The following is a 26,055-nucleotide window of genomic DNA, read 5'->3' as shown; positions in this document are numbered from 1 at the left end:
GCGGAGATCAGTCGTCGGCCAGCACCACGCACGACTCCGGCGGCAGATGCAGCAGCCCGTCGTCGCCCGGGGCCTCCACCGGCTCCCACGCGGCCACCACCCTGCCTCCGGCTCCCAGAAGCCGGCCGCCCAGCGGGATCGCGGCCGGCTTCTCGTCGAGGTTGACCGCGATCCGCAGATCTCCCCTCCGGTACGCCAGCCAGCGTGCCTGCTCGTCGTGTGCGGTCCGCACCGATGCCAGATCCGGGTCGGAGAGGTCGGGCAGGGCGCGGCGCAGTGCGATCAGCTCGCGGTGCCAGGCGTGCAGACGGGCGTGCGGCTCCTGAGCCGGTTCGCTCCAGTCCAGGCAGGAACGGTTACGGGTGGCCGGGTCCTGCGGGTCCGGAATGTCGTCCGCCGCCCAGCCGTGCGCCGCGAACTCCCGCCGTCTGCCGCTCCGGACCGCCTCGGCGAGCGCGGGATCGGTGTGGTCGGTGAAGAACTGCCAGGGGGTGCGGGCGCCCCACTCCTCGCCCATGAACAGCATCGGGGTGAAGGGCCCGGTCAGTACGAGGGTCGCGGCGCAGGCCAGCAGCCCGGGGGAGAGCGTGGCGGAGAGCCGGTCGCCCAGTGCCCGGTTCCCGATCTGGTCATGGGTCTGGGCGTATCCGACGAAGCGGTGTGCCGGGGTGCGGGTGATGTCGACGGGGCGGCCGTGGGTGCGGCCGCGGAAGCTGGAGTACGTACCGTTGTGGAAGAACACGCTCGTCACGGTCTTGGCGACGGCGGCCAGCGGGGCAGCGGCGAAGTCCGCGTAGTAGCCCTGGGACTCACCGGTCAGCGCAGTGTGCAGGGCGTGGTGGAAGTCGTCGTTCCACTGGGCGTGCAGGCCGATACCGCCCGATTCGCGCGGTGTCGTCGTCCGCGGGTCGCAGAGGTCGGACTCGGCGATCAGCGAGAGCGGACGGCCGAGTTCGGTGGCGAGCGCGTCGGTCGCCGCGGACAGCTCCTCCAGGAAGGTCAGTGCCCGTGTGTCGGCCAGGGCATGGACCGCGTCCAGTCGCAGCCCGTCGAGCCGGTAGTCGCGCAGCCAGGCGAGCGCGCTGCCCAGCAGATACGCCCGCACCTCGTCCGATCCCGGGGCGTCGAGGTTGACCGCCGCGCCCCACGGCGTGCGGTGGGTCTCGGTGAAGTACGGGCCGAAGGCCGGAAGGTGATTGCCTGACGGGCCGAGGTGGTTGTGGACCACGTCCAGGACGACCGCGATCCCGAGACCATGCGCCGTGTCGACGAAACGCTTGAGCCCCTCCGGGCCGCCGTACGGCTCGTGCACGGCCCAGAGCGACACCCCCTCGTACCCCCATCCGTGGGTACCGGGGAAGGGACAGACCGGCATCAGCGACACATGGGTGATGCCCAGTTCGGCGAGGTGGCCGAGCCGGGCCGCCGCGGCGTCGAAGGTGCCCTCGTCGGTGTACGTACCGATGTGCAGCTCGTACAGGACGGCGCCCGGGAGCCCCCGGCCCGCCCAGTCGTTGCGCCAGGTGTACGCCGAGTGGTCGACGACGGCGCTCTCGCCGTCCGGCCCGTCCGGCTGTCGGCGCGAGCGCGGATCGGGCAGCACCGGCCCGTCGGCCCCGCCGCCCTCGCCCCCGTTCAGCACAAAGCCGTAGCGGTCCCCGTCCGACGCCTCAGCCTCAACCGTCCACCAGCCGGCCCGCTCGGGATCACGCTCCAGCGCCCGCGGCGCACCCGCCAGCCGCAGTTCGGCCGAGTCCGCATCCGGTGCCCATACCTCGAACAGCATGCAACGCTCCTCGTCTCCTCGTCCCCGTGCTCCATGGTCGGCATCAGCCGCGACGACTGACTCGCGACACTGGATCGAGCCCGTTACTGGCGATTAAGGTCTGGTTCTGATCACTGCCCCGCCAGGTTCTGCTCAATACGCACTCCTCGATACGCACTCCCTCATACGGCTGTGGAGGCTCGTACGGCTGTGGAGGCCGAGATGAATGTGCCCTGTCCGGCCTCGGCGCCGACGCCTTCCGGTTCTCTTACGAACGGCCCCCTGTCTGATCAATACTTCGCGTCATGGTTGCTTCATGGTGGTCCCGGGCACGACTGGGGATCTTTGTGCACTGGACTCCCGCCTCCGTACCGGGCTGGGCCCCGCCGTACGTACCCGCGGACGAGCTGCCCCTGGCGGGCCGCCGCTCACCGCTCGGCTGGACGTCCTACGCCGAGTGGTACGAAAATGCGCTCCGCTTCCCGGACAGCCCCGTCTCCGCCCACCACCGCGCGACCTACGGCACCCGCCCGTACACCGCCTTCGGGGGCGACTTCAACGACGCCCTGGACACCTGGGACCCCACCGCCTGGGCCCGCAGCTTCCGCGCTGCGGGCGCCCGCTACGCCGTCCTCGTCACCAAGCACCACGACGGATTCTGTCTCTGGCCCTCCGAGGTCGGAAACCCGCACCGCACCCGCTGGCACACCACGCGCGACGTGGTCGGTGAATTCGCCGAGGCCGTAAGGGCCGAGGGGCTCTGCTTCGGCGTCTACTACTCCGGCGGTCTCGACTGGACCTTCGACGACCGTCCCATCGGCACCGGCGCGGACACCGTCTCGGCCGTCCCGCGCGGCAGCTACCCCGTGTATGCGGGCGCCCAGATGCGCGAACTGATCCGCCGCTACCGCCCCGACGTCCTCTGGAACGACATTGCCTGGCCCGGATCCCGCACTGACGTCCAGCGGCTCCTGGAGTACTACCGCTTCGCCGTCCCGCACGGAGTCGTCAACGACCGGTTGTACCCGTACACGCCGATGTGGCGCGCACTGCAACTCCCGGGCGCCAAGGCCCTGTACGACCGCTGGGAGCGCCGCACCATCGCCCGGGGCGAGGGCTTCGTCCCGCGCAAACCCCCGTACTACGACTTCCGAACCCCCGAATTCGCCCGCTACACCGGCCCCGACCCGTACGAGATCACCCGTGGCATCGACCACAGCTTCGGCTACAACCGCAACTCCCCGCCCGAGGCGTTCCTGGGCAGGGACGCGCTGGACTCGCTGGTACGCGAGACGGCGTCCGCAGGCGGCAATCTGCTGCTCAACGTGGGGCCGCGCGGAGAGGATGCGACGATCCCCGCCGAGCAGCAGCTCCGCCTGGACTGGCTGGCTGAACTCACTCCTGAACTCGCACCGGACGGATGCATTCCTGGCTGATGCGGTGGCCGGCCTGCGGGGCTGTCCTGGACACTCCGGGGCGGTCGGCCCGACAATTGGCTCCGTGACGTCCCCCTTTGAGTTCCACACGTATCCCGCGCGGCTCTCCGACGCCCAGCGCGACCGTGTTCTCGGCGTACTCAGAGACGGCGCGGCACAGGGCAAGCTGTCCCACGACACCTTCATGCGGCGCATGGAACTGGTCCTCACTGCCCGGCGCCCGGAGGAACTGGAGGCGCTCACCGCCGACTTGGAGAGCGAAGGACGCTGGTCACGGCGGATACTCCGGGTCGTGAGCGCAGTGTCCGGCTTTCCCGGCCGCGTGCGCCGGGTCTGGCAGACCGAACGCCTCCCGAAGCTCTTGCTCCCCACTCCCAGCCCGTACCCCCTGCTGATCGGCCGCGATCCGGGCAACGGGCTGCGGCTCAACCACGAGACCGTCTCCCGGCTCCACGCGGAACTCGCCGTGCAGGGCGGCCGCTGGCTGCTGCGCGACCTCGGCTCGACCAACGGCACGTGTGTCAACGGACAGCGGGTCACCGGTACGGTCCCGGTCCGCGACGGGGACCAGGTGAGCTTCGGGCGGATGAGCTTCCGGCTCTCCGCGCCCGTCCTCGGGCCCCCTGCCTGAGCCGGCCGAAGGCCGGCGGCGGCGACGTATACAGCGTACGGACGCGGAGTGGCCGCCCTTCAGCACAGCGCCGTGCTGCCGGCATACCGCCCGGACGTGTGGCGCCCACCTCTGGCTGTCAGGTGCCGCATTGCTCCGGGGGTGCCGGGTGGTCGCCCCTTCTCGCCTCGGCGCCTGCCGTTTGCGAGTCGCCTCACCTTCCGGGGTGCCGCATACCCCCAAGGGTATTTGACATCCACGGTGACGCATGCCTACCGTGGTCACCAGGTAATACCCAGGGGGGTATGTTGAGCGAGGTCGTTGCGGTGCGTGAAGTGGATCTGGACCTCAGTGGCTGGGTCGCGAGGCTCGCCCGCTCGTCACCGGAGTGGGCGACCGGCGGCGCGTGAGGGAAGGGTGCGTCGCCCGGGCGGACGTTCCGCCGGTTTTCTTTTGACCATTCTTATACCCCCCAGGGTATAAGTCCATCGTTACGGAGGATTCCTGTGTTCTTCGCTCAGTACTACCTCGACTGCCTCTCCCAGGCGTCGTACATGATTGCCGACGAGGCCGGCGGGCAGGCCGTGGTCGTCGACCCGCGCCGCGACATCTCGGAGTACATGGCCGATGCCGAGACACGCGGCTTCACCGTCGTAGGCGTCATCAACACCCACTTCCACGCCGACTTCATCTCCGGACACCTGGAGATGGCGGCCCGCACCGGCGCCTGGATCGGCTACGGCCACCACGCCGAGACCGAGTACCCCATCCGCAAGCTCACCGAGGGTGAGCGCATCAGCCTCGGTGACGTCACCCTTGAGATCATGGAGACCCCCGGGCACACCCCGGAGTCGATCAGCGTCCTGGTCCACGAGCACGCCGCCGACACCGTCCCGTACGGGGTGCTGACCGGTGACGCGCTGTTCATCGGCGACGTGGGCCGGCCCGACCTGCTCGCCTCGGTGGGCGTGACCGCCGAGGAGCTCGGCGCGATGCTCCATGACAGCGTCCAGAACAAGTTGATGGGCCTGCCGGACGAGGTCCGGGTCTTCCCCGCCCACGGCGCGGGCTCTGCCTGCGGCAAGGATCTCTCCACCGAGAAGCAGTCCACCATCGGCGAGCAGCGCGCCACCAACTACGCCTGCGCGCCCATGAGCCAGAAGGACTTCGTGGCCCTTGTCACCGCGGGCCAGTCCGCGGCGCCGGGCTACTTCTCCTACGACGCGGAACTGAACCGCAAGGATCGTGAGCTGTACAACCCGGCCGCGGTACCCCGGCCGCTGACCGTCGAGGAGTTCTCGGCGCTGCGTGGGGCCGGAGCCGTTGTGGTCGATGCCCGCGGCCCCCAGGAATTCGGTGCCGGGCACCTGCGCGGGTCGATCAACGTGCCGGCCGACGGCCGGTTCGCCGAGCAGGCCGGGACCGTGCTCACGCCCCATGGCGAACTGCTGGTCATCGCACCTGAGAACCGCGAGGAGGAGATCGTCACCCGTCTCGCCCGGATCGGCTTCGACCGGGTGGCCGGCTACCTGCGCAACCCCGACGACGCCCTCGCGGCCCTGGCGGACGAGGCCGGCCCCGCCAGCCGGCTGACCGCCGCCCAGCTCCGTACCGCCCTGGAGAGCGGAGAGCCTCCGCTCGTGGTCGACGTACGCAACTGCTCGGAGCGCGCGGCGGGATTCATCGACGGCTCGCTGCACATCTCCCTCGGCGAGCTGCCCCGCCGCCTGGAGGAGATCCCGCGCGACCGTCCGCTGGTCCTGCACTGCGCGGGCGGTCACCGCTCCTCCATCGCCGCAAGCCTGCTGCGCCATCACGGCTTCTCCGACGTCTCCGACATCCTCGGCGGCTACGCCGCCTGGGCGCTGCTGACCGAACCGACCACCGCCTGATCCCAGGCATTACCCCGATACCACCGGCATGCCCGTGAGGAACAGTCCGTTCCCCAACGAGCCCCGGCGGACTGCCGATCACCTATGGAGCCCCCATGACCAGCAACGCCTCCCGCACCGCCGTAATCGACTCCGCCGCCCTCCAGCGGCTGATCCAGGAAGGCCGCGGGCCCCGCCTTCTGGATGTCCGTACTCCCGGCGAGTTCCGCACCGTCCACATACCCGGCGCCTGCAACGTGCCCATGGCCGTCCTGCGCGAGCACCGTACGGAACTCCTCAGCCACCTCGACGAAAATGTCGTCCTCGTCTGCCGCTCCGGCAGCCGCGCCTCACAGGCGCAAGCCTCTTTCGCCGAGGCGGGGCTGCCGAACCTGCGCGTCCTGGACGGCGGCATGATCGCCTGGGAGTCGGCGGGCGCCCCCGTCGATCGCGGCTCCGAACGCTGGGACATGGAACGCCAGGTCCGCCTCGTCGCCGGATCCATCGTGCTGACCACTGGGCTCGCCGGCTTGCTCGTACCCGGCGTCCACCTGATCGGCACCGCCGTCGGCGCGGGCCTGGTCTACGCGGCCGTCAGCAACAGCTGCGCCATGGGTGTGTTGCTGTCCAAGACGCCCTACAACCGTGGCCCGCGCACCGACATCCGCACCGTCGTCAAAGCCCTGCGGGACAAGCCGTGATCAGGGTCGCCGGCGCGGCAACGCCGTTCGTCGGGACCGGCCTCGGCGGCCTCACGGGCGGCCGCCTCGCCGGGCGCGTCCCCCAGGACACACTCCGCGGCCCGCTCCGCCGGCCCTGCCGGTAGGCGACCACGAGACGGCAACTCACCCCTGGCCGAGATACCCTGTGGGGTATCGTGTGACGCACGGAACAAGGAGGAGCCCGGTGAAGGTAGAGGAAGAAGCCATGAGTGCGGTCCTGAACCGGCTGCGCCGGGCACAGGGCCAGCTCGCCGGCGTCATCGCCATGATCGAGGCCGGGCGGGACTGCAAGGACGTCGTCACCCAGCTCGCCGCCGTCTCCAGGGCCCTGGACAGGGCCGGCTTCAAGATCGTGGCCAGCGGGATGCGCCAGTGCCTCGCTCACAGCGAAGCCGACGCCCCGCCCATGACCGAAGAGGAACTCGAGAAGCTGTTCCTCGCGCTCGCCTGACCTCACCGACCGGCGCGCCGATTCCCGTCGGCGCGCCGGTCGCCACATGCAGGAGGGCGAGACCGGGCTCGCCGGCCGGAGGCCCAGCAAGGCCTGCGCGCCCTGCTCGACGCGATGCCCCGGCTCCGCCGGGCGGATGGATTCCGCCCGGCCGGCACCGGGGTGCTCACGCGCGGTCCGCGGGCCCTTCTCGTCCGACCCGGCTGAGCAGCGCCACCGGACGTTCCGCGAAAAGCTCGACGAGCGCGATCGTGGCCCCGGTGAACTTCCGGCCGGGTGCCAGCAGATCGGTCCACGGCCCCTCGTCCGGCAGCGTCAGCTCCGTCCCGCGCCAGCCACCCGACTCCGCCAGCCGGACCGACAGCCTGGTCACCGCGGTGACCACCTCGCCCGAGCGGCAGAAGGCCAGACAGTGCGCGGCCGCCGGGCCATGGGCGCTCAGCGGGACGTACGTACCCGACTCGCCGAACACCTCCGGCCGTTCGCGCCGCAGCCGCAACGCCGCCCCGGTGAGCTCCGCCTTTTCGCTGAAGGCCCCGTTCCCGGACGGGTGGCGGAAGGGTCGCCGGTTGTCGGGATCGACCAGTGCCACGTACTCCCGCTCCGTGCCCTGATACAGATCCGGCACACCCGGCATCGTCAGGTGCACCAGCGCCGCTCCGAGCACATTGGCCCGTACGTACGGGTCGAGCGTGCCCGCGAGCCGCTCCAACGCCTCGCGCACCGGACCGTTGTCGGCGGCCGGTCCCGCCGCGACGAAGTCCGTCACCGCCCGCTCGTACGCCGGATCGGGCTCGGTCCAGCCGGTGAAGAGCCCCGACTCGCGGACTGCTTTCAGCAGTGCGGGCTCCAGCCGGCCCGCCACCTCCCGGACCGGCAGCTTCACGCAGCCGAAGGCCGTCTGCCAGGCCTGCCAGGCGAGCTGCGCGTCGGGAGCGGTCGCGGGAGTCACCCGTCCCAGCTCCACCAGCAGCCAGGACCACTGCTCCGGACACTCGGTCAGCACCGCGACCCGGGCCCGCACATCGGCGCTCCGCTTGGTGTCGTGCGTCGTCAGCGCCGTGCCGGTGGCCGGCCAGTCGCGCGCCAGCCGGGCACAGAACGCATGGAAATCCTCCGGAGTCACCGCCGGCTGCCCGGGATCGCCGCCCACCTCGTTGGCCGAGATCAGCGGTACGTACCGGTAGAACGCCCTGTCCTCGACCGACTTGGCGCGCAACGCCGACGCGGTCTGGGCGAACCGGGCGCAGAACGCCGCCCGGTCGGGCCCTTCGCCCAGCCGCCCCAGGGCCAGCTCCCGCACGACCTCGACGGCCGACGCCTCCTCCGGAACAGAGAACACCGCCTTCGCATCCCGTACGGCCGCATCCGTGAGCGTCGCCTCCGCCGTCTTTGTGCGGGGTCCGCCGGGTGTCGCATACGGGCGGTAGACGGGTACGCGTACGAGAAGTTCGCGCACGGCGGTGTGCAGCGTCCACGGTGCGTGGTCGCGCAGTGCGGGGTCCTCGGCGCAGATGCGTACGGCGAGCCGGGTCAGCTGCCCGGTCTCGGCGGCCAGTTCATGCGTCACCACCCCGTACGCGGCCCCTCGGACGGTCGACGTCCAGTCGCCGCCGCGGTCCCAGGCGGGCCCCGTGTACTCCCGGTAGCGGCCGAGCAGCTCAGCGGCGCCCATCGGATCGACGAAGAGGCCGTCGATCCGGTGCAGCGCGTCGTACCCGGTCGTCCCCGCGACGGCCCAGCCCGCGGGCAGCGGCTCGGTGCGGTTGAGAATCTTCTCCACCACTGTCCACCGCCCGTCGGTTGCCGTCGAGAGCCGCTCCAGATAGGCCTCGGGATCGGCGAGTCCGTCGGGGTGGTCGACGCGCAGCCCGTCGATGACGCCGTCCCGGACCAGGTCGAGGATCTTGCCGTGGGTCGAGGCGAAGACTTCGGGGTCCTCCACCCGCACCCCGATGAGGTCGGAGATGGTGAAGAACCGCCGGTAGTTCAGCTCGGTACGGGCCAGCCGCCACCAGCCGAGCCGGTAGTGCTGGGCATTCAGCAGCTCGGGCAGCGGCAGGCGGGCGGTACCGGTCCGGAGCGGGAACTCCTGCTCGCCGTAGCGCAGCACCTCCCCGTCGACCCGGATCTTGTCGATCTCGTCGCCGATCCGTCCGGCCAGCACCGGCAGCAGCACCTTGCCGCCGCCCGCCGCCCAGTCGATGTCGAACCAGCGGGCGTAAGGGGACTCGCAGCCCTCGCGCAGCACCTCCCGCAGTGCGTGGTTGTGGCGGGGGGCGGCGGCCATGTGGTTGGGCACGATGTCCACGACCAGCCCGAGACCGTGCTTACGCGCCGTGCGGGCCAGCTCCCGCAGCCCCTCCTCGCCGCCCAGCTCGGCGCGTACCCGGCTGTGATCGACGACGTCGTACCCGTGTCTGGAGCCGGGCACGGCTTCCAGGACCGGGGACAGATGCAGATGGGAGACGCCGAGCGCGGCGAGATACGGCACGGCGTGTCCGGCGGCCGCGAACGGGAAGTCCGGCTGGAGCTGGAGCCGGTAGGTGGCGGTGGGCGTCATGCGCCGTTACGTACCCGGCCCGCGGGCTCCTGTGTCACCGGAGGCCGCAAAGGGCTCGACCGGCGGTGTCGTCGATCCAACGGCCAGGGCGGGACGTCGCGACCCCCGAAGGCGAACCGGACTGATTCCCGGCTCACTCAGGGCGCGTGCCCAGCCCCGCGACGCCGCCCCCCCCAGGTCGTCAGGCGGGCCGCTGCAGCACCGCCATGCTCCGCCCGACCAGCGTCAACCGTTCGCCAGCCGATACCTTCGGCCCCGAGCGGGGAAGAACCCCGGCGGGGCGCGCCGTGTCGACCACCACCATCCACTGCCGGCCGTGATTCACCGGAACGGTAAATTCCAGCGTGTCGGCGCTCGCGTTGAACATCAGCAGGAACGAGTCGTCAGAGATCCGTTCGCCGCGCGGCCCCGGCTCCGAGATCGCATGACCGTTGAGAAAGACCGTCAGTGCCTTGGCATGCGCGGCCTGCCAGTCCCGTTGCTTCATCTCGCCGCCCTCCGGTGTGAACCACGCGATGTCGGACAGCTCGTCGTGCGTGCCCTGGACGGGACGGCCGTGGAAGAACCGGCGGCGCCGGAAGACCGGATGGTCGCGGCGGAGCCAGACCATGGCCCGGGTGAACTCCAGCAGACTGCTCCCGAGACCGTCTCCTTCCGCCGGATCGGCCTCGTCCGCCTCGTCCGTCGCGGCCTCGGCCGGGTCGGGCCAGTGCACCCATGACAACTCGTTGTCCTGGCAGTACGCGTTGTTGTTGCCCTGCTGCGTGCGCGCGAACTCGTCGCCGTGGCTCAGCATCGGCACGCCCTGCGACAGCATCAGCGTGGCGATGAAATTCCGCATCTGTCGTTCGCGCAGCTCCAGGACCTCCGGCTGGTCCGTCTCGCCCTCGGTGCCGCAGTTCCAGGACCGGTTGTGGCTCTCGCCGTCCCGGTTGCTTTCGCCGTTCGCCTCGTTGTGCTTGTCGTTGTACGAGACCAGGTCGTGCAGCGTGAAACCGTCGTGGCAGGTGGTGAAGTTGATCGAGGCGAGCGGCCGTCGGCCGTCGTCCTGGTACAGGTCCGACGACCCCGTCAGCCGCCCCGCGAACTCGGCGAGGGTCCGCGGCTCGCCCCGCCACAGGTCCCGCACGGTGTCCCGGTACTTGCCGTTCCACTCGGTCCACAACGGCGGGAAGTTCCCCACCTGGTAGCCGCCCTCACCCACGTCCCACGGTTCGGCGATCAGCTTCACCTGGCTGACCACCGGGTCCTGCTGCACCAGATCGAAGAACGACGACAGCCGGTCCACCTCGTGGAACTGCCGGGCCAGGGTGGCCGCCAGATCGAAGCGGAAGCCGTCCACATGCATCTCCGAGACCCAGTACCGCAAGGAATCCATGATCAGCTGTAATACGTGCGGCGACCGCATCAGAAGGGAGTTCCCGGTCCCCGTGGTGTCCATGTAGTACTGCTGGTCGTCCGCGAGCCGGTAGTACGAGGCATTGTCCAGGCCCCGGAAGGAGAGCGTCGGGCCCAGGTGGTTGCCCTCCGCGGTGTGGTTGTAGACCACGTCGAGGATTACCTCGATGCCGGCCTGATGCAGCGCCCGAACAGCCTGCTTGAACTCCAGCACCTGTTCACCACGGTCCCCCCAGGAGGCGTACGCGTTGTGCGGGGCGAAGAAGCCGATGGTGTTGTAACCCCAGTAATTGGCCAGCCCCACGTCCACCAGCCGGTGGTCCTGGACGAACTGGTGAACCGGCATCAATTCGATCGCTGTGGCGCCCAGTTCCGTCAGATGGGCGATCACCTCCGGATGGGCCAGCCCCGCGTAGGTGCCGCGCAGCTCCTTCGGCAGCGCCGGATGAAGCATCGTCAGACCCTTCACATGGGCCTCGTAGATCACCGTGCGGTGGTAGTCCGTACGGGGCCGCCGGTCGTCGCCCCAGTCGAAGTACGGGTTGACCACGACCGAGGTCATGGTGTGCGGCGCCGAGTCGAGATCGTTGCGTGCGTCGGGCCGGCCGAACGGATAGCCGTACACCGCCTCGCCCCACCGGATCTGCCCGGCGATGGCCCTGGCGTACGGGTCGAGCAGCAGTTTGGCCGAATTGCAGCGGACGCCGCGCTCCGGTTCGTACGGTCCGTGGACCCTAAATCCGTACCGCTGACCGGGCATCACCCCGGGCAGATAGGCATGGCGGACAAAGGCATCGGTCTCCCTGAGCTCCACCGCCGTCTCGGAACCGTCGTCGTGCAGCAGGCACAACTCGATTCGGTTGGCGGCCTCGGAGAAGACCGCGAAGTTGGTCCCGGCGCCGTCGTACGTGGCACCGAGGGGATACGCCTGTCCCGGCCAGACCTGCATAGGTTGACTCTTCCACTCCTGATCCGGGTGCCTGGGGCTTGTGGGCCGGGCGTGTTTCGAAAGTCCCGTCCGGCCGGCGGCATCCGGTACGGCACCTTGCCGCGTTGCCGAAACACCCGAATGGCTCCGCTGTCAGGACGCTTCGGTGCCTTGCGATGCACCGCACCGGACGCCGCGACCTCTCCGACCCCGACCCGCCGGACACGCCCAGCCAGATCTTCCCCGAAAGAGGTGCGACAGCCTAGGACGTCGTGCGGTCCGGTCAACATCGGGCCTCTCCGTGTCGCCCGGAACCGGGATCCGGAGGCCTGAGCCGGCCGAAGGCCCGCCACTGGGCCCCGGACGGGGTGCTCAATCACTATGAATCCGCTCACTACGGCAGATCTCGCCGCAGAGAACATGCTTATGACATAGGGGAGTTGAAGAACCAGCCTGAGCATCCAGCTGCACCGGCTGCCGCTCGCGGAGTACCCTTCCTTGATCGTTGGTGGGGGAGTGGAAGGCGGTGCGCGGGTGAGCTCGGGAGGATTCGAGCTGCCCCCAGGTGACACAGGTCACGAGGGGGACTCCACCGATGCCCCGCCCGGGGCGGTGTCACTTGCGCAGCCCATGGAGATCGGCGCGGAACTGGACTGGGGAGCGGACGCCTGGAGCGAGGTGCGCACGCGCGCCCAGCGGGCCGGGCGTGCCTATATCTGGCTGAATCTCGTGGAGCAGCGGCTGCGTGCCGTGGTCGCCGCGGTGCTCCGGCCCATCTACGAGCCGGTCCACGGCGAGGACTGGGTGGTGGCCGCCGCCGGACCCGCCGGGCAGGAGTGGGTGCAGCGTGCCGTCGCCGTACGCGAGGTCTCCCGCCGCAAGGGGTATCTGCTGGACCCGGCCGACGACAACGTTCTCAGTTTCCTCACGTTGCCGCAGCTGCGTGAGCTGATGGTCCAGCACTGGCCTTGCTTCGAACCGTACTTCGACGACCGGCGCGAGGTGGAGCTGGCGCTCGACGAGCTGGAGGTCGCCCGCAACGTGGTCTCCCGCAACCGCGCCCTCAACGAGGCGGTCCTCGCTCAGGCCGAGCGCGCCTCGGCCAGGCTCCTGGAGATCCTGGGGGGCGGCGCCGCGGTCCCGTCCTCCGACCGGCTCCCGGTCGACGCCGTCGAGCAGCTGGTCGGCGACCGGTACGCGGACGTGGTCTCCGTCCACTCCGACCGGGTGCGGCTCCAGCGCCAGCTGCCCGCCGAGGACCTCTTCGGAGGATCACGCCGTCTCGACGCGATCGGCATAGGACTCAACCTGCTGGTGCAGAACTTCTCCGGCCGCAGGCTGATCCGGCTCGCCGAGTCGGGCTGCCGGGTCCGGCTGCTCTTCATCAACCCGGCGAGCAGCGCGGTCAAGCGCCGGGAGCGGGAGCTGGGCCTCAAGAAGGGGGAGTTGAGCCGATCGGTGGAGATGAACATCCTCCATATGCGCCGGGTCCGCTCCAAGCTCCGCGATCCGGGCGCCTTCGAGATCCATGTCTTCGACGAGACGCCGCGCTTCACGGCCTATCTGGTGGACGGCGACGGGACGGACGCGGTCGGGGTCGTCCAGCCGTATCTGCGGCGCGCACGCGGCATGGAGTCGCCCGTGCTGGTACTGCGGGGCGGTGGGCGCGCGGTGGTCCGGGCGGGTCAGGACAGTGAGCACGGGCTGTTCGAGACGTACCGCGAGGAATTCGAGTCGGTGTGGACCGACTCCCGGCCCGTCTCCTGAGGGGCTGTTCCCGAGGGACTGTCCGTCCGTTGTCAGTGGTGCATGCGAGGGTGGTCATCACTTGGGGGAGAGCACCACGAAGGAGGTACGGGATGAGTTGGCACCGGGAGGCGCTGGTCGGCTTCGACCTGGAGACGACGGGCACGGAACCGCTGGAGGCCCGGATCGTGACAGCCGCGGTCATCGGCGTCGGCGGCAGGGACGGGGAGCCGGTGCGGCAGCGCACCTGGCTGGCGGATCCGGGCATCCGGATTCCGGCGCAGGCCTCGGCGATCCACGGAATCAGCAGCGAGCGGGCGGCGGCGGAGGGCCGGCCGGTGCGCGAGGTGGCCGACGAGATCGCCGAGACACTCACCGGCTACTGGCGCCAGGGGGTGCCGGTCGTCGCGTACAACGCGGCTTTCGATCTGACGCTGCTGACTGCGGAGTTGCGGCGGCACGGGCTGCCGTCGCTGAGCGACCGGCTCGACGGGGCCGGGATCGGGCCGGTCATCGACCCGTACACCATCGACCGGGCCGTCGACCGCTATCGCAAGGGCAAGCGCACCCTCGAAGCGGTCTGTGTCGAGTACGGCGTGGTGCACGGCGGAGCCCATGACGCGGGGGCGGATGCGCTGGCCGCGGTCCGAGTGGCGTACGCGATAGCCGAGCGGCACAGCTCGGTGGCCGAGCTGACCGCCGCCGAGCTGCATGAGCGCCAGGTGGAGTGGTACGCGCAATGGGCGGCGGACTTCCAGCAGTTCCTGCGCCGCAAGGGCACGGCGGACGCGGTGATCGACGGCCACTGGCCCCTGCGGGAGCCGGCCTGGGCGACCGGCTGAGACTTCAAGCCCGTCCGGCGCGCGCAGCTGCTGCGGCGTCCGGCGGAGTCAAGCCCTTCCGGCGATTGAGGACGCGGCGGCCACCGGCCGGCCCCGGTTCAGAACGGATACCACCGCACCGCCGCGTCGCCGTCGCGCAGCGAGGCCACGCGGCGGCGGAACTCCGCGAGCGCCTTCGGATTGGTCGGCGCGTGCTGGGACACCCAGGCACAGCTGGCTGTCTCCCGCGCCCCGCGCAGCACCGCGCAGCCTTCCCATTCGCGGACGTCCCAGCCGTACGTGGCGGTGAAGGCGTCATACGCCTCGGCCGCCAGCCCGTACCGGTCCCGGGACAGCGCGAGCACCACCAGGTCGTGCTCGCGCAGATCCGCGGAGAAGGTCTCCAGATCGACCAGCACGGGCCCGTCCGGACCGACATGGACATTGCGGGGGAGAGCGTCACCATGGATCGGCCCGGGCGGCAGGCGGGGGACCAGCGCGGCCGCGGCCGCCGCGAAGCCGTCGCGGCGCTCACGCAGATAGTCGGCGTCGGCCGGGTCGATCGCATCGCCCGCCAGCCGTAGCCAGCGCTCGACCCCGCCCAGTAGCTCACGGCGCGGAAGGGCGAAACCGTCCGGGGCGGGCAGCGCGTGCACCTGGGTGAGCAGCGGGGCGAGATCGCGCGGCTCGGCAGGACGTACCGCGTCGGGCAGCCGGTGCCAGAGCGTCACCGGGTGGCCCTCCACCAGCCGCGCCCCGGGCTCGGCGGCCCGTACAGCGGGGACACCGGAGGCTGCCAGCCACTGAGCGACGGCCACCTCGTGCTCGGCCCGATCCCGCAGTTCCGGGTTCTGCACGGTGTCCCGGCCGACCTTGACCACCAGGTCGTCCACGGCGAACACCGCGTTCTCACCCAGCGCGAGCAGCTCCGCACCGCCGGACAGTCCGGCAGCGGTCAGCACCTCGCGCGCACGCATCTCGTTCATGGCTCTGATTTTCGCATTTGTGCAGGTTGGGTTGACGAACCGGTGGCCCGTCAGCGCGATGGCGAGGGCTACCTGAGCGGCTGGAACGGCACGAAACCGATGAAATGACGCAAGGGAGCGAATTCATGACATTGGCTAGCGCAACCGTGCGATCCGGGAGAGAGGTCCGCCCGGCGCCCGCCCAGTCGGTCCGCAGCGGTACTGGCCTGCTATCGGCACTGAGGTGCCCGAAAATGACATGGACGAGACGTCTCGTCTTGTCTACGGTGGGGGCATGCCGAAGATCGAGCGCGCCCATATCGCCATGTTCTCCATCGCCGCCCACGGGCACGTGAACCCGAGTCTGGAAGTCATCCGGGAGCTCGTCGCCCGTGGGCACCGCGTCAGTTACGCCATCCCGGCGTCCTTCGCCGAGAAGGTCGCCGCCACCGGCGCCGAACCGGTGCTCTACACCTCGGTGCTGCCGACCGAAGAAACCCCGGACGCCTGGGGCACCGAACTGATCGACAACCTCGAACCCTTTCTGGACGACGCCGTCCAGGCCCTGCCTCAGCTCATCAAGGCCTTCGACGGGGACGAGCCCGACCTCGTCCTGCATGACATCACCTCCTACCCGGCGCGGGTCCTCGCCCACCGCTGGGGTGTGCCGGCCGTTTCCCTCTCGCCCAACCTGGTGGCCTGGGACGGATACGAGGAAGAGGTCGGCGAGCCGATGACCGCCGAGCTGAAGCGGTCCGAGCGCGGACGGGCGTACTACCGGCGCTTCCAGGACTGGCTCACCGAGAACGGGATCGACCAGCACCCGGACCCGTTCGTCGGCTGGCCGCCGCGGTCGCTCGTCCTGATCCCCGAGGTGCTCCAGCCGAACGCCGACCGCGTCGACAGGACAGTCCACACCTTCGTGGGCGCCTGTCAGGGCGACCGTGCCGACCAGGGGGAGTGGCGGCGCCCGGAGGGCGCAGACAAGGTGCTGCTGGTCTCGCTCGGCTCGACCTTCACCAATCAGCCCGGTTTCTACCGCGACTGCGTCACGGCCTTCGGCTCTCTGCCGGGCTGGCACGTCGTACTTCAGATCGGGGCCTGGGTCGATGCTGCCGAACTCGGCGACGTACCGGCCAATGTGGAGGTTCATTCCTGGGTGCCGCAGCTCTCCGTGCTGAAGCAGGCGGACGCCTTCATCACCCACGCGGGCGCCGGGGGCAGCCAGGAGGGGCTCGCCACCGCGACTCCGATGGTCGCCGTGCCGCAGGCCGTCGACCAGTTCGGCAACGCCGACATGCTCCAGGCGCTCGGTGTCGCCCGTCACCTACCGATGGCGGAGGTGACACCCGAGTCACTGCGGGCCGCCGTGCTCGCCCTGGTGGGTGACCCCGAGGTGGCGAAGAGGGCCGCGGCCGTGCGGGATCGGATGGCCGGGGAGGGCGGAACGAAGCAGGCGGCCGATCTCATCGAGGCCGAACTTCCCGCCTGACGGGCGGGGACGGAATCAAAGCCACCCCGGCGGAGGTCGCTACGGCACTGACCGACGGAGCCGCCCCTCGCGGCCGTGACCGGGCAGCAGGCGCCCGGGCAACGCAATCGGCGGCCGTCGCGCCCTTCCCCACGGGGTGCGGCGGCGGGACTGTAAAACGTTCGGCAGCACGCCGAGCAGCGCCATGTCGCGCATGTACGAGGTGTGGGGCAGAGCCGGGCCGCCGAGGTGCTCGATGACGAGCAGCATCCGCCGGTTCGTCCACAGCGGTTTGACGACGGGAAAACCACACCTGCTTCGCGGGCGACGTCGGTGACCGGCGGCCGTCATCTGAGCTTGCCCACGACCGCCTTCATGAGCTGTGTCTTCGCCACGGTCAGCGCGAACCGCTTGTCGGCGCCGGGCGTTGGCTTCGCGTACCAGGGCAGGCCCCGGCGGCGCCACTTGGCGGGCTCCAGGTCCTTGGGGAGGGCGGGCAGGGGCACCGACCAGGTGCCGAGGCGGAGTTCCCCGCTCCATAAGCCCGGGGCGAGGTCGCGGACGGGCACGTGGACGGAGAACAGGTCCGCGTGCGGGGAGCGGGTGACGGGGAAGAGGGCGGTGGCCCCGCCGTCACCGGTGAGGGCCGCGACGAGCGGGGTGGCCGTGGGGGACGCGCTGAGCGTGCAGCGCCCGCTGACCAGCAGCTCGGTGGGGGAGCCGGCGTTCCAGCGGACGGCCCCGAACGTGAAGTGGGACCGTACGCGGTGCTTCTTCTCGCCGAGGTCGAGGGTGTAGTTGCCGTGTGGCTTGGTGGTGTAGAGGGTGACGGCACGGTCGCCGCGTGCGCTCTCCACGATCCGGGTGTCCGGCTCGCCGGACAGCTGCTCGGCGCGCCTGCTGCCGATCCGCACCTCGCGGGTCAGCCCCTGGGCGCCCACGGCCAGCGAGACGTCCCACAGCCCGTCGTCGAGCGGGGCGCCCCCGGCGGCGGTGTCCATGTCGACGACGACCTCGAACCCGGCCTTCTCGTACGCGTACCGCCCCGCGTCCTCGTCGGCGCCGAGCCCGGGAGTCGCGGTGTGCGTGACGGGCAGCCGGTACTCGGTCCCGCTGCCGCGTTCCCGCAGCACCAGCTCGGTGGTGACGTCATCGGTGGCGACGCGGTGCAGATACGCGTGCCCGGCCAGCCGCAGCTCGGTGCCGCGCAGTTCGGCCCGCGCGACATGGTGCCGCACGCCGACCTGGGCGGTGACGTCGTAGCACGCGTCGGGGACGGCTGCGGCGGGGTCGCGGAAGAAGGGGTACTGGGCGTAGGCGCGGCCCTGCTCGACGACGAGCGGGGTGGCGGACGCGGACTTGGCCAGCCGTTTCTCGAACGCGGTGAGTTCGAGGACCTCGTCGAGCATCTGGTGGCGCACGAGGTGCAGCCGCAGCCTCGCCATCGCCGAGAGCCGGTCGGCCAGGCCGTCGTGCCAGAGGGGTTCGATGATCTCGGCGAGCCGCCTCAGCGTCTTGACCTGTGTCTCGCGGGGTTCCCACACCAGGTGCCCGCCGAGCAGTTGCTGGACCTCGACGGTCAGGTGCCGGTGGGCCAGGTGGTCGCGGCCGGGGCCCGGCGGCACGTTCTCGAGGATCATGTCGACGACGCGCGGCAGGAAGCGCAGCCGGGGCTCCGAGCCCGAGGTCCGCTTGGTGATGTTGCCGTTGTCGTCCCGCTCGACCCAGAACAGGCAGTCGTAGTCGGCCAGTACGGATATGCCGGAGGCGTGGATGTACGCCGGGCCGACGAACAGTTGGTCCTCGCCGATCTTCAGGTCCGTCGGGAACCGCAGCCGGTGCCGTTCCAGCAACTCGCGGCGGAACAGCTTCATGGGATTGAGCGTCCAGTAGACGCGCGACGAGTAGACGTCGGTCCTCGGCTGGTTGCGCCGGAACATCGAGGTGGGCGCACCACGGCCCCCGACGCCGACCATTTTGCCGAGGACGACGTCGGTGCCGTTCTCCTCGGCCAGGGCGACCATGCGCTCCAGCGCCTCGGGCCCGAGAAAGTCGTCGGCGTCGAGGAAGAAGACGAACTGTCCCCGGGCCTGGTCGAGGCCGACATTGCGGGGCGCGGACGGGCCGCCGGAGTTCTCCTGGTGGATGACGCGCAGAAGGCCCGGGTGGACGCCGGTCAGCCGCTCGAGTTCCTGGGGCGTTCCGTCGGTCGACCCGTCGTTGACGACGATGACCTCCAGGGTTTCTTGGCCCATGCTCTGCTCGGCGACGGACGTGATGCACCGCGTCAGATAGGGCATCGCGTTGTACGCAGCGATAATCACCGAAACGGTGGGGCCGGTCATCGTCATGCTCTCCCAAGTGATGCGTGGCACGGCCCATTTCGCCGGCTGTGATGCGGCTGTCGCGGTTCACTCATGGGTGAGGTGCCGGTAAGTGCGTGAAAATACCATGGGTTGACTGTGTGTTCAGAGTGAATGGGCGATGAAGCAAGGCCGGGCCGGGCGTTCAGCCGGAGCGTGTACGGTGTGCCGTAGCTCGTGTGGCGCGTGATCACCGACACGCAATCCTCCGTGTCGTGGAGCCGCACGGCGGCCGGGGTGGGGCCCCACCATGTGAGGGACGCCATGGGACGCGGGCCTCGTCGTACCGGTTCAGCAGCAGCCGCGCCAACTCCGGTGACGGGCCGAGCACATCGGCCAGCACGTCCGCCTCGGCCGCGCCTGCGGCGACGCGGTCCGGGAGCCGGCCGGGAGCGATGACGTACGGGGCCACCGCCACGCGTCGCACCCCCTCGGCCCGCAGGGCCCGCACCGCGTCCTCGGTGCGGGGGAACCCCGCGAAAGACGCAGCGGAGGCGAACGCAGGCCGCACGGCGCACCAACCGGTGTGCCGCAACTCCCGCGCGATTTCAGCGATCACTGCGATCGCCTCCGGGTCCGTGGAGCCTGCCGAGGCCAGGACCAGCCCGGTGGAGCCCCGGTCACCGGGACGGACTCCGGCTTCGTACAGCCGCCGTTCCAGGGCCGAGTTCAGCAGGGGTGACGGGCCGAGCACCTCGGCCTGACGGATGCGCAGCCGGGGCTGTCGGGTCCGGGCCTCGTGCAGCACCGCGGGAATGTCGGACTTCGCGTGGAAGGCCCGGGTGAGAAGCAGGGGAAGCGCGATGACATCTTCCGTTCCCTCCGCCTCCATGCGCTCCAACACCCTTGTGACGGAAGGGGCGTTGAAGTCCAGGAATCCGGTCTCCATGCGCAGCCCCGGCCGCAGCGACCGCACCCGCGCGGTGAGCGCGTGCACGGTCGCCGCGTGCCGCGGGTCGCGGCTGCCGTGAGCGACGACAAGGAGGACCGGGGCGGACATGGCGTGGCTCAGTTCTTGACGAGGAGACCGCGGCTGCGCAGCACCCACCGCTCCAGCGGACTGAAGATCAGCAGATCGATCGCGACGCCGACGAACAGAATCAGGATGACGGCGAGGAAGATGCCGGGCATGTCCGCGTTGTTGCGGCCGTTCTCCAGCAACTGACCGAGTCCCAGGCCGAGATCGGGGGAGGATGCGATGATCTCGGCGGCCATCAGCGAGCGCCAGGAGAACGCCCAGCCCTGCTTGAGACCGGCCAGGTAGCCCGGCATCGCGGCGGGCAGCACGATGTACCGGGTCCCGCGCAGCCCGGTCGCGCCGAGCGTGCGGCCCGCTCTGAGGACCAGCGGCGGCACCTGGTCGACACCGGACACCAGCCCGTTGGCGACCGAGGGGACGGCGCCCAGCAGGATCACCGCGTACATCATCCCGTCGTTCAGCCCGAGCCAGATCACGGCCGGCGCCACCCAGGCGACCGACGGCAGCGACTGCAGCCCGGAAAGGATCGGGCCGATCGCCGACCGTACGGACTTCACCCGGGCCACCAGCAGACCCAGCGGCGTACCGATGGCCACGGCCATCAGGAAGCCGAGCAGACCGCGCGAGACGCTGGTCCAGACGACCCCCAGAAGCGTCCCCTGCAGCCACATGTCGGCCACGCTGTTCCACACCGCGGCCGGTGAGGGCAGCTTGTAGTCGTCGGTGACCTGGGCTTCGACGAGCAGCTGCCAGATGGTGATCACCAGTGCCACCGCGAGGGCCGGCGGCAGCACCTTGCGCAGCAGCACCTCGCGCACGGGGGTGCGGCGCACCTGCACGGCGTCCAGCGCGTCGAGTCCGGCCTCCAGACCGGCCAGGTCGTCGGGCTTCGTGTCAGTGCCGGCCATGACGGCGGATCTCCCCACGCAGTTGTTCGGTGATCTCGACGGACAGTTCCGCGACGGCGCTGTCCTCGATACGACGCGGCTGCCCGATGCCGACCGTCCACTCCCGGGCGATCCGTCCGGGGCGGGACGACAGCAGGACGACCCGCTGGGCGAGCCGCACCGCTTCGCGCACATTGTGTGTGACGAAGAGAACCGAGACGTTCGTCTCGCGCCAGATCCGGGTCAGCTCGTCGTGCAGCACATCCCGGGTGATGGCGTCGAGCGCGGCGAACGGCTCGTCCATCAGCAGCAGTTGACTGTCCTGGGCGAGGGCCCGTGCCATGGCCACCCGCTGCCGCATACCGCCCGAGAGCTCATGCACACGCTTCTTGTACGCCCCGCCCAGCCGTACGAGTTCGAGCAGCCGCTCCGCCTCCGTGCGGCGCTCCGACTTGGCCATGCCGCGCAGCCGCAGCGCGAGTTCGATGTTCTTTCCGGCGGTCAGCCACGGGAACAGGGCGTGCTCCTGGAACATCAGGGCCGGCCGCCCGCCGGGGGTCTCGATGGACCCCGCGGTCGGGCGGTCGAGTCCGGCCACCAGATTGAGCAGCGTCGACTTTCCGCACCCGGAGGCTCCCAGAAGGGTGACGAACTCGCCCGGTGCGACATCGAGCGTGATGTCGTCCAGGACGAGCTGCTGCCCTCCCGGTCCACCGAAGGACTTGGAGACATGCGCGATACGGGCGGCGTGCCCGACCGCTGTACGGGCCCCGGCCTCGGTGAGGGTGGTCGCCATGGTCGTCACCTCCTGAGAGTGGATCCTGGATTCGTGGTAGGACAGCCCTCACTTGACACCGAGACCGGCGTCGGAGACCTCGGGCCTGCCCGCGGCTTTCAAAACCTTGTTCAGTGGCTTCAGGTCGTAGATACCGTTGAGGTCCGGCTTCTCCAGCAGCCCGGCCTTCACCGCGTGCCCGGCCTGCGTGTCGAGCGTGGCGGCCAGCGGGTCATCGGTGATCTGGATCGACTTCCACGCCGGGTCGAGGATCTGGGCGGGCAGCGCCTTGCCGGTCAGGTTCTCGAGCGCGGCGTTGGCGGAGGACTTCGCCCTGTCCGGGTTGGCGTTGATCCAGGCGTTGGTCTTCACCGAGCCGCGCAGCACCGCCTCGACGACATCCGGGTGCTCACTCAGGAACTTCTGCGACACGATGATGTTCGTGATCACGAACTTGTTGTCCGGCCACAGTGTCGACTCGTCGAGCAGTTCCTCGGCACCCTCGGCCACCAGCTTCGACGCGGTGGGCTCGGGGACCCAGGCGCCGTCGACGGAACCGGACGTGTAGGCGTCCGGGGTCACCTTGTTGTCCGTACGGACCACGGAGACATCGCCCTTGCCGCTCTGGGCGTCGACCTTCCAGCCCTTCTCGGAGATCCAGTCGAGGAAGGCCACGTCCTGCGTGTTGCCGAGCTGCGGGGTGGCTATCTTCTTGCCCTTGAGATCGTCCAGGGACCTGATCTTCTTCGGGTCGACGACCAGTTTCACCCCGCCGGAGGCCGAACCGCCGATGATCCGCAGGCTCTTGCCCTTGGACTTGGTGAAACCGTTGATGGAGGGCGACGGGCCGATGAAGCCGATGTCGATCGAGTTGGCGTTGAGCGCCTCGATCTCGGAGGGGCCGGCGTTGAACTGCGAGGTTTTCAGCCGGGTGCCGCCCAGTTCCTTCTGGAAGATCCCCTCTTGGTCGCCGACCAGCGCGGTGGCGTGCGTGAGGTTGGGGAAGTAGCCGATCCGCACGGTGTCCGCGGAGAGCTTCTTCGCACCGGCGGCGACGTCCGGCTTCCTGGAGTCGTCGTGCTTCGCCTCGGAGCCGTAGCCGCAGGCGGTGAGTGCGACAGCGAGCAACGGCAGGGCGGTGGCAGCGGCGAGGCTGCGGCGGTGCGCGGTACGGGGGGCAGGCACGGGAGGCTTTCCTCTCGTTGGCCCGGTGCTCGCATCCCTCGGAAATTACGGGGGCGCGGCCGGGAGGTCGGCAGATCTTCGTCCGAACTGACGGTGCAGGCGGTGCGGTTGGTGCAGGCGGGCGCGCAGGCAGTGCGCGTACGTCATCGCGCACATCGCGCGACCCCGCCCTGGCCGCTGCCGAGGGCGCCGCTGCCGACGCGACCGCCCTCCTTCGCGAACGTGGAGTAGATGTCGATACTCATCAGAAGTCCCATTCGGCGTCGTCGCCGGCCGCGGCCTCGGGCTCGGTCGCGGCGGCGAACGAGGCGCCGGCCATGCCGGCCGTCAGCGTGGTGCCGTCCGCCGGGTCGATCAGGAGGAAGGAACCGGTGCGCCGGGAGTCCGCGTAGGCGTCGAGGGCCAGCGGTTCGGCGGTGCGGACGACGACCCGGCCGATGTCGTTGGCGACGAGTCGGCCGGGTGCCGGGTGCTGGGAGAGGTCGTCCAGTGCGAGGCGCGAGGGGATGTCCTTGACGATCGCCTTGACCGTACGGGTGGTGTGCTTGAGCAGCACCCGCCGGCCCACGGTGAGCGGCTGGTCGGCGACATGGCAGACGGTCGCCTCCACGTCCTGGGTGACCGTCGGCGCTTCGTCGGCCGGTGCGATCAGGTTGCCGCGCGAGATGTCGATGTCGTCGGCCAGCCGGATCGTCACCGACCGGGGTGCCCAGGCGGTGTCCACGCTCTCGCCGAGCGCGTCGATCGCGGTGATCGTCGACGTGCGTCCCGAGGGCAGGACGGTGACGGCCTGGCCGACACGGAAGGCACCGGTCGCGATCTGGCCCGCGTAGCCCCGGTAGTCCGGGTGCTCGGCCGTCTGCGGCCGGATGACGTACTGGACGGGGAAGCGGGCCTGGCCGGCGGTGAGGTCATGGCTGACCGGCACCGTCTCCAGGTGTTCCAGGACGGTGGGGCCGCCGTACCAGTCCATGTGCGAGGAGGGCTCCACGACATTGTCACCGGCCAGCGCGGAGATCGGGATCGCGGTACACCGGTTTTCCTGGGGGTCCCCACCGGCCCCCCAGCCCGGGACGCCGAGGGATGCGGCGTACGCGGTGAACTCCTCGGCGATGGCGGCGAACACGGGCTCCGCGTAGTCGACCAGGTCCATCTTGTTGACGGCCAGCACCACGTGCGGCACCCGGAGCAGCGCGGCGACCGCGGCATGGCGGCGGGTCTGCTCGACGACACCGTTGCGGGCGTCGACCAGGACGACGGCCAGCTCGGCCGTCGAGGCGCCCGTCACCATGTTCCGGGTGTACTGCACATGCCCCGGGGTGTCGGCCAGGATGAACCGGCGGCGCGGTGTCGCGAAGTAGCGGTAAGCGACATCGATGGTGATGCCCTGCTCGCGCTCGGCCCGCAGCCCGTCGGTCAGCAGCGCCAGGTCGGGCGCCTGCTGGCCCCGGCTGCGCGAGGCGTGCTCAACGGCCTCCAGCTGGTCGGTGAGGACCGACTTGGAGTCGTGCAGAAGACGTCCCACGAGGGTGGACTTGCCGTCGTCGACGGACCCCGCGGTGGCGAACCGCAGCAGGGTGGTGGCCGACAACTGTTCTGCGTGCTGGGTGAGTGTGGTCATCTCAGAAGTACCCCTCGCGCTTGCGGTCTTCCATCGCGGCCTCGGACAGCTTGTCGTCGGCCCGCGTCGCACCCCGCTCGGTGAGCCGGGAAGCGGCGATCTCGGCGATCACGGCGTCCAGCGTCGTCGCATCCGAGTCGACGGCGCCGGTGCACGACATGTCGCCGACCGTGCGGTAGCGCACCTGCCGGGTCTCGACCTGCTCGCCCTTCTTGGGGCCGCCCCAGTCGCCCGCGGTCAGCCACATGCCGGAGCGGTTGAAGACCTCGCGGTCATGGGCGAAGTAGATCTCCGGCAGCTCGATGCCCTCACGGGCGATGTACTGCCAGACGTCCAGCTCGGTCCAGTTGGAGATCGGGAAGACCCGGACGTGCTCACCGGGGGCGTGCCGGCCGTTGTAAAGCTGCCACAGCTCGGGGCGCTGGCGGCGGGGATCCCACTGGGAGAACTCGTCGCGCAGCGAGAAGACCCGCTCCTTGGCGCGCGCCTTCTCCTCGTCGCGGCGCCCACCGCCGAACACGGCGTCGAAGCGGTGCTGCTGGATCGCCTCGGTCAGCGGTACGGTCTGCAGCGGGTTACGAGTGCCGTCCGGGCGTTCGCGGAGCTTCCCGGCGTCGATGTACTCCTGCACGGAGGCGACATGAAGCCGCAGTCCGTGCCGGGCCACCGTCCGGTCGCGGTACTTCAGCACCTCCGGGAAGTTGTGACCGGTGTCGACGTGCAGCAGCGTGAACGGCACCGGCGCGGGCGTGAACGCCTTCAGCGCCAGATGCAGCATCACGATGGAGTCCTTGCCGCCGGAGAACAGGATCACCGGCCGCTCGAACTCGCCCGCCACTTCACGGAAGATGTGTACGGCCTCGGACTCCAGCAGGTCCAGGTGGCTGAGTGCGTACGGATTGCCGGTGCCTTCCGGCACAGCCGCGACGGTCGTCACGCCGCACCCCTCTCGCTCAGCAGCGCATACAGCTTTGCCGTGGACTCCTGCACGGTCTGCAGGTGCGAATCGATCCGCAGATCCGGCGACTCGGGCGCCTCGTACGGGTCGTCGACCCCGGTGAGCCCGCTGATCTCGCCGGCCGCCTGCTTGGCGTAGAGGCCCTTCACATCGCGTACGGAGCACACCTCGACGGGAGTCGCGACATGCACCTCCAGGTACGCGGTGCCCTCGGCCCGGTGCCGTTTGCGTACAGCGTCCCGGCTGTCCGCGTACGGGGCGATGACCGGGACCAGCACCTTCACGCCGTTGGCGGCCAGCAGCTCGGCGACGAAGCCGATGCGCTGGACGTTGGTGTGGCGGTCCTCGCGGGAGAAGCCGAGGCCCGCGGAGAGGAACTCCCGGATCTCGTCGCCGTCGAGCACCTCTACGCGGTGTCCTTCGCCGCGCAGCCGCCCGGCGAGTTCGTACGCGATGGTGGTCTTGCCCGCGCTCGGCAGACCGGTCAGCCAGATGGTGGCTCCCGTCTCCGTCACGCTCATCGAATTCTCCTGATCAGTC

Annotated in this window: 20 protein-coding genes and 1 pseudogene; 9 read left to right on the top strand and 12 right to left on the bottom strand. The window is 70.1% G+C overall.

Annotated features, from left to right (window positions below; all coding sequences use genetic code 11):
* Positions 1–7: 7 nt before the first annotated feature.
* Positions 8–1,786: a malto-oligosyltrehalose trehalohydrolase gene (gene treZ, locus ACH4EW_RS12765; RefSeq protein WP_398255250.1), complete on the bottom strand. Its 1,779-nt coding sequence runs from the start codon at positions 1,784–1,786 to the stop codon at positions 8–10.
* A gap of 284 nt (positions 1,787–2,070) precedes the next feature.
* Between treZ and ACH4EW_RS12760 the strand changes: the two genes are divergently transcribed.
* The 6 genes and pseudogenes from ACH4EW_RS12760 to ACH4EW_RS12735 form a co-directional block, all read left to right on the top strand.
* A complete protein-coding gene (locus tag ACH4EW_RS12760) occupies positions 2,071–3,201 on the top strand; it encodes an alpha-L-fucosidase (RefSeq protein WP_398255247.1) in 1,131 nt (376 codons plus the stop codon).
* Positions 3,202–3,265: 64 nt separating this feature from the next.
* On the top strand, positions 3,266–3,832 hold the full coding sequence (locus tag ACH4EW_RS12755) for an FHA domain-containing protein (protein ID WP_398255244.1): 567 nt from the start codon (positions 3,266–3,268) through the stop codon (positions 3,830–3,832).
* Between the two features lie 485 nt (positions 3,833–4,317).
* Positions 4,318–5,703, top strand: coding sequence for a rhodanese-like domain-containing protein (locus tag ACH4EW_RS12750; protein ID WP_398255242.1), 1,386 nt, complete (start codon positions 4,318–4,320; stop codon positions 5,701–5,703).
* Positions 5,704–5,798: 95 nt separating this feature from the next.
* Positions 5,799–6,383, top strand: a complete 585-nt coding sequence (locus ACH4EW_RS12745) for a rhodanese-like domain-containing protein (RefSeq protein ID WP_398255239.1) — start codon at positions 5,799–5,801, stop codon at positions 6,381–6,383.
* A gap of 226 nt (positions 6,384–6,609) precedes the next feature.
* On the top strand, positions 6,610–6,855 hold the full coding sequence (locus tag ACH4EW_RS12740) for a metal-sensitive transcriptional regulator (RefSeq protein ID WP_398256017.1): 246 nt from the start codon (positions 6,610–6,612) through the stop codon (positions 6,853–6,855).
* Between the two features lie 72 nt (positions 6,856–6,927).
* A pseudogene (locus ACH4EW_RS12735) lies at positions 6,928–7,062 on the top strand (cytochrome); the annotation flags it as partial.
* Here the strand turns inward: ACH4EW_RS12735 and treY are convergent.
* Together treY and glgX are read right to left on the bottom strand one after the other, a co-directional pair.
* Positions 7,022–9,418 (bottom strand): malto-oligosyltrehalose synthase, encoded by a 2,397-nt coding sequence (treY, locus tag ACH4EW_RS12730; protein ID WP_398255236.1) that lies wholly within the window; start codon positions 9,416–9,418, stop codon positions 7,022–7,024. The pseudogene ACH4EW_RS12735 and the gene treY sit on opposite strands and share 41 nt — an antisense overlap.
* A gap of 181 nt (positions 9,419–9,599) precedes the next feature.
* Entirely contained in the window at positions 9,600–11,765 is a 2,166-nt protein-coding gene (gene glgX / locus ACH4EW_RS12725; RefSeq protein WP_398255235.1) for a glycogen debranching protein GlgX, read from the bottom strand.
* A 513-nt stretch (positions 11,766–12,278) separates the two neighbouring features.
* Here glgX and ACH4EW_RS12720 point away from each other — a divergent pair.
* A complete protein-coding gene (locus ACH4EW_RS12720) occupies positions 12,279–13,511 on the top strand; it encodes an SAV2148 family HEPN domain-containing protein (protein WP_398255232.1) in 1,233 nt (410 codons plus the stop codon).
* A 92-nt stretch (positions 13,512–13,603) separates the two neighbouring features.
* Complete coding sequence (locus ACH4EW_RS12715; protein WP_398255229.1) at positions 13,604–14,332, top strand: 3'-5' exonuclease; 729 nt, start codon at positions 13,604–13,606, stop codon at positions 14,330–14,332.
* A 98-nt stretch (positions 14,333–14,430) separates the two neighbouring features.
* Here ACH4EW_RS12715 and ACH4EW_RS12710 read toward each other — a convergent pair whose 3' ends face one another.
* The gene (locus ACH4EW_RS12710) at positions 14,431–15,297 is read right to left on the bottom strand and encodes a phosphotransferase enzyme family protein (RefSeq protein ID WP_398255227.1); all 867 of its coding nucleotides are present in this window, start codon (positions 15,295–15,297) and stop codon (positions 14,431–14,433) included.
* Between the two features lie 238 nt (positions 15,298–15,535).
* Between ACH4EW_RS12710 and mgt the strand changes: the two genes are divergently transcribed.
* Positions 15,536–16,768, top strand: coding sequence for a macrolide-inactivating glycosyltransferase (gene mgt / locus ACH4EW_RS12705; RefSeq protein ID WP_398255224.1), 1,233 nt, complete (start codon positions 15,536–15,538; stop codon positions 16,766–16,768).
* Positions 16,769–17,094: 326 nt separating this feature from the next.
* Here mgt and ACH4EW_RS12700 read toward each other — a convergent pair whose 3' ends face one another.
* The 8 genes from ACH4EW_RS12700 to cysC form a co-directional block, all read right to left on the bottom strand.
* Positions 17,095–19,092, bottom strand: a complete 1,998-nt coding sequence (locus tag ACH4EW_RS12700; RefSeq protein ID WP_398255221.1) for a glycosyltransferase family 2 protein — start codon at positions 19,090–19,092, stop codon at positions 17,095–17,097.
* Positions 19,093–19,300: 208 nt separating this feature from the next.
* Positions 19,301–20,110: a sirohydrochlorin chelatase gene (locus tag ACH4EW_RS12695; RefSeq protein ID WP_398255218.1), complete on the bottom strand. Its 810-nt coding sequence runs from the start codon at positions 20,108–20,110 to the stop codon at positions 19,301–19,303.
* Between the two features lie 8 nt (positions 20,111–20,118).
* Positions 20,119–20,997 carry an ABC transporter permease gene (locus tag ACH4EW_RS12690; protein WP_398255216.1) on the bottom strand — a complete coding sequence of 293 codons (879 nt, stop codon included), beginning with the start codon at positions 20,995–20,997 and terminating at the stop codon, positions 20,119–20,121.
* Positions 20,984–21,772, bottom strand: a complete 789-nt coding sequence (locus ACH4EW_RS12685; protein WP_398255214.1) for an ABC transporter ATP-binding protein — start codon at positions 21,770–21,772, stop codon at positions 20,984–20,986. The genes ACH4EW_RS12690 and ACH4EW_RS12685 overlap by 14 nt, the downstream gene beginning before the upstream one ends.
* Positions 21,773–21,820: 48 nt before the next feature.
* Positions 21,821–22,936 (bottom strand): aliphatic sulfonate ABC transporter substrate-binding protein, encoded by a 1,116-nt coding sequence (locus ACH4EW_RS12680; RefSeq protein ID WP_398255211.1) that lies wholly within the window; start codon positions 22,934–22,936, stop codon positions 21,821–21,823.
* Positions 22,937–23,180: 244 nt separating this feature from the next.
* The gene (locus ACH4EW_RS12675; RefSeq protein WP_398255209.1) at positions 23,181–24,557 is read right to left on the bottom strand and encodes a sulfate adenylyltransferase subunit 1; all 1,377 of its coding nucleotides are present in this window, start codon (positions 24,555–24,557) and stop codon (positions 23,181–23,183) included.
* A gap of 1 nt (position 24,558) precedes the next feature.
* Positions 24,559–25,494 (bottom strand): sulfate adenylyltransferase subunit CysD, encoded by a 936-nt coding sequence (cysD, locus tag ACH4EW_RS12670; protein ID WP_398255206.1) that lies wholly within the window; start codon positions 25,492–25,494, stop codon positions 24,559–24,561.
* Complete coding sequence (gene cysC / locus ACH4EW_RS12665) at positions 25,491–26,036, bottom strand: adenylyl-sulfate kinase (protein WP_398255204.1); 546 nt, start codon at positions 26,034–26,036, stop codon at positions 25,491–25,493. The genes cysD and cysC overlap by 4 nt, the downstream gene beginning before the upstream one ends.
* Positions 26,037–26,055: the final 19 nt, after the last annotated feature.

The sequence above is a fragment of the Streptomyces sp. NPDC018000 genome, from assembly GCF_044328025.1.
Taxonomy (GTDB): domain Bacteria; phylum Actinomycetota; class Actinomycetes; order Streptomycetales; family Streptomycetaceae; genus Streptomyces.
Note: the sequence above shows the minus strand (reverse complement) of the source record. Positions and strands in the feature narration are given on the sequence as shown.

What these genes read in the sequence shown, in the direction of transcription:
- treZ (WP_398255250.1), bottom strand. Translation starts at nt 1,786, where the DNA reads ATGCTGTTCGAGGTATGGGCACCGGATGCGGACTCGGCCGAACTGCGG.
- ACH4EW_RS12760 (WP_398255247.1), top strand. Translation starts at nt 2,071, where the DNA reads ATGGTTGCTTCATGGTGGTCCCGGGCACGACTGGGGATCTTTGTGCAC.
- ACH4EW_RS12745 (WP_398255239.1), top strand. Translation starts at nt 5,799, where the DNA reads ATGACCAGCAACGCCTCCCGCACCGCCGTAATCGACTCCGCCGCCCTC.
- ACH4EW_RS12740 (WP_398256017.1), top strand. Translation starts at nt 6,610, where the DNA reads ATGAGTGCGGTCCTGAACCGGCTGCGCCGGGCACAGGGCCAGCTCGCC.
- treY (WP_398255236.1), bottom strand. Translation starts at nt 9,418, where the DNA reads ATGACGCCCACCGCCACCTACCGGCTCCAGCTCCAGCCGGACTTCCCG.
- glgX (WP_398255235.1), bottom strand. Translation starts at nt 11,765, where the DNA reads ATGCAGGTCTGGCCGGGACAGGCGTATCCCCTCGGTGCCACGTACGAC.
- ACH4EW_RS12715 (WP_398255229.1), top strand. Translation starts at nt 13,604, where the DNA reads ATGAGTTGGCACCGGGAGGCGCTGGTCGGCTTCGACCTGGAGACGACG.
- ACH4EW_RS12710 (WP_398255227.1), bottom strand. Translation starts at nt 15,297, where the DNA reads ATGAACGAGATGCGTGCGCGCGAGGTGCTGACCGCTGCCGGACTGTCC.
- mgt (WP_398255224.1), top strand. Translation starts at nt 15,536, where the DNA reads ATGGACGAGACGTCTCGTCTTGTCTACGGTGGGGGCATGCCGAAGATC.
- ACH4EW_RS12700 (WP_398255221.1), bottom strand. Translation starts at nt 19,092, where the DNA reads ATGACCGGCCCCACCGTTTCGGTGATTATCGCTGCGTACAACGCGATG.
- ACH4EW_RS12695 (WP_398255218.1), bottom strand. Translation starts at nt 20,110, where the DNA reads ATGTCCGCCCCGGTCCTCCTTGTCGTCGCTCACGGCAGCCGCGACCCG.
- ACH4EW_RS12690 (WP_398255216.1), bottom strand. Translation starts at nt 20,997, where the DNA reads ATGGCCGGCACTGACACGAAGCCCGACGACCTGGCCGGTCTGGAGGCC.
- ACH4EW_RS12685 (WP_398255214.1), bottom strand. Translation starts at nt 21,772, where the DNA reads ATGGCGACCACCCTCACCGAGGCCGGGGCCCGTACAGCGGTCGGGCAC.
- ACH4EW_RS12675 (WP_398255209.1), bottom strand. Translation starts at nt 24,557, where the DNA reads ATGACCACACTCACCCAGCACGCAGAACAGTTGTCGGCCACCACCCTG.
- cysC (WP_398255204.1), bottom strand. Translation starts at nt 26,036, where the DNA reads ATGAGCGTGACGGAGACGGGAGCCACCATCTGGCTGACCGGTCTGCCG.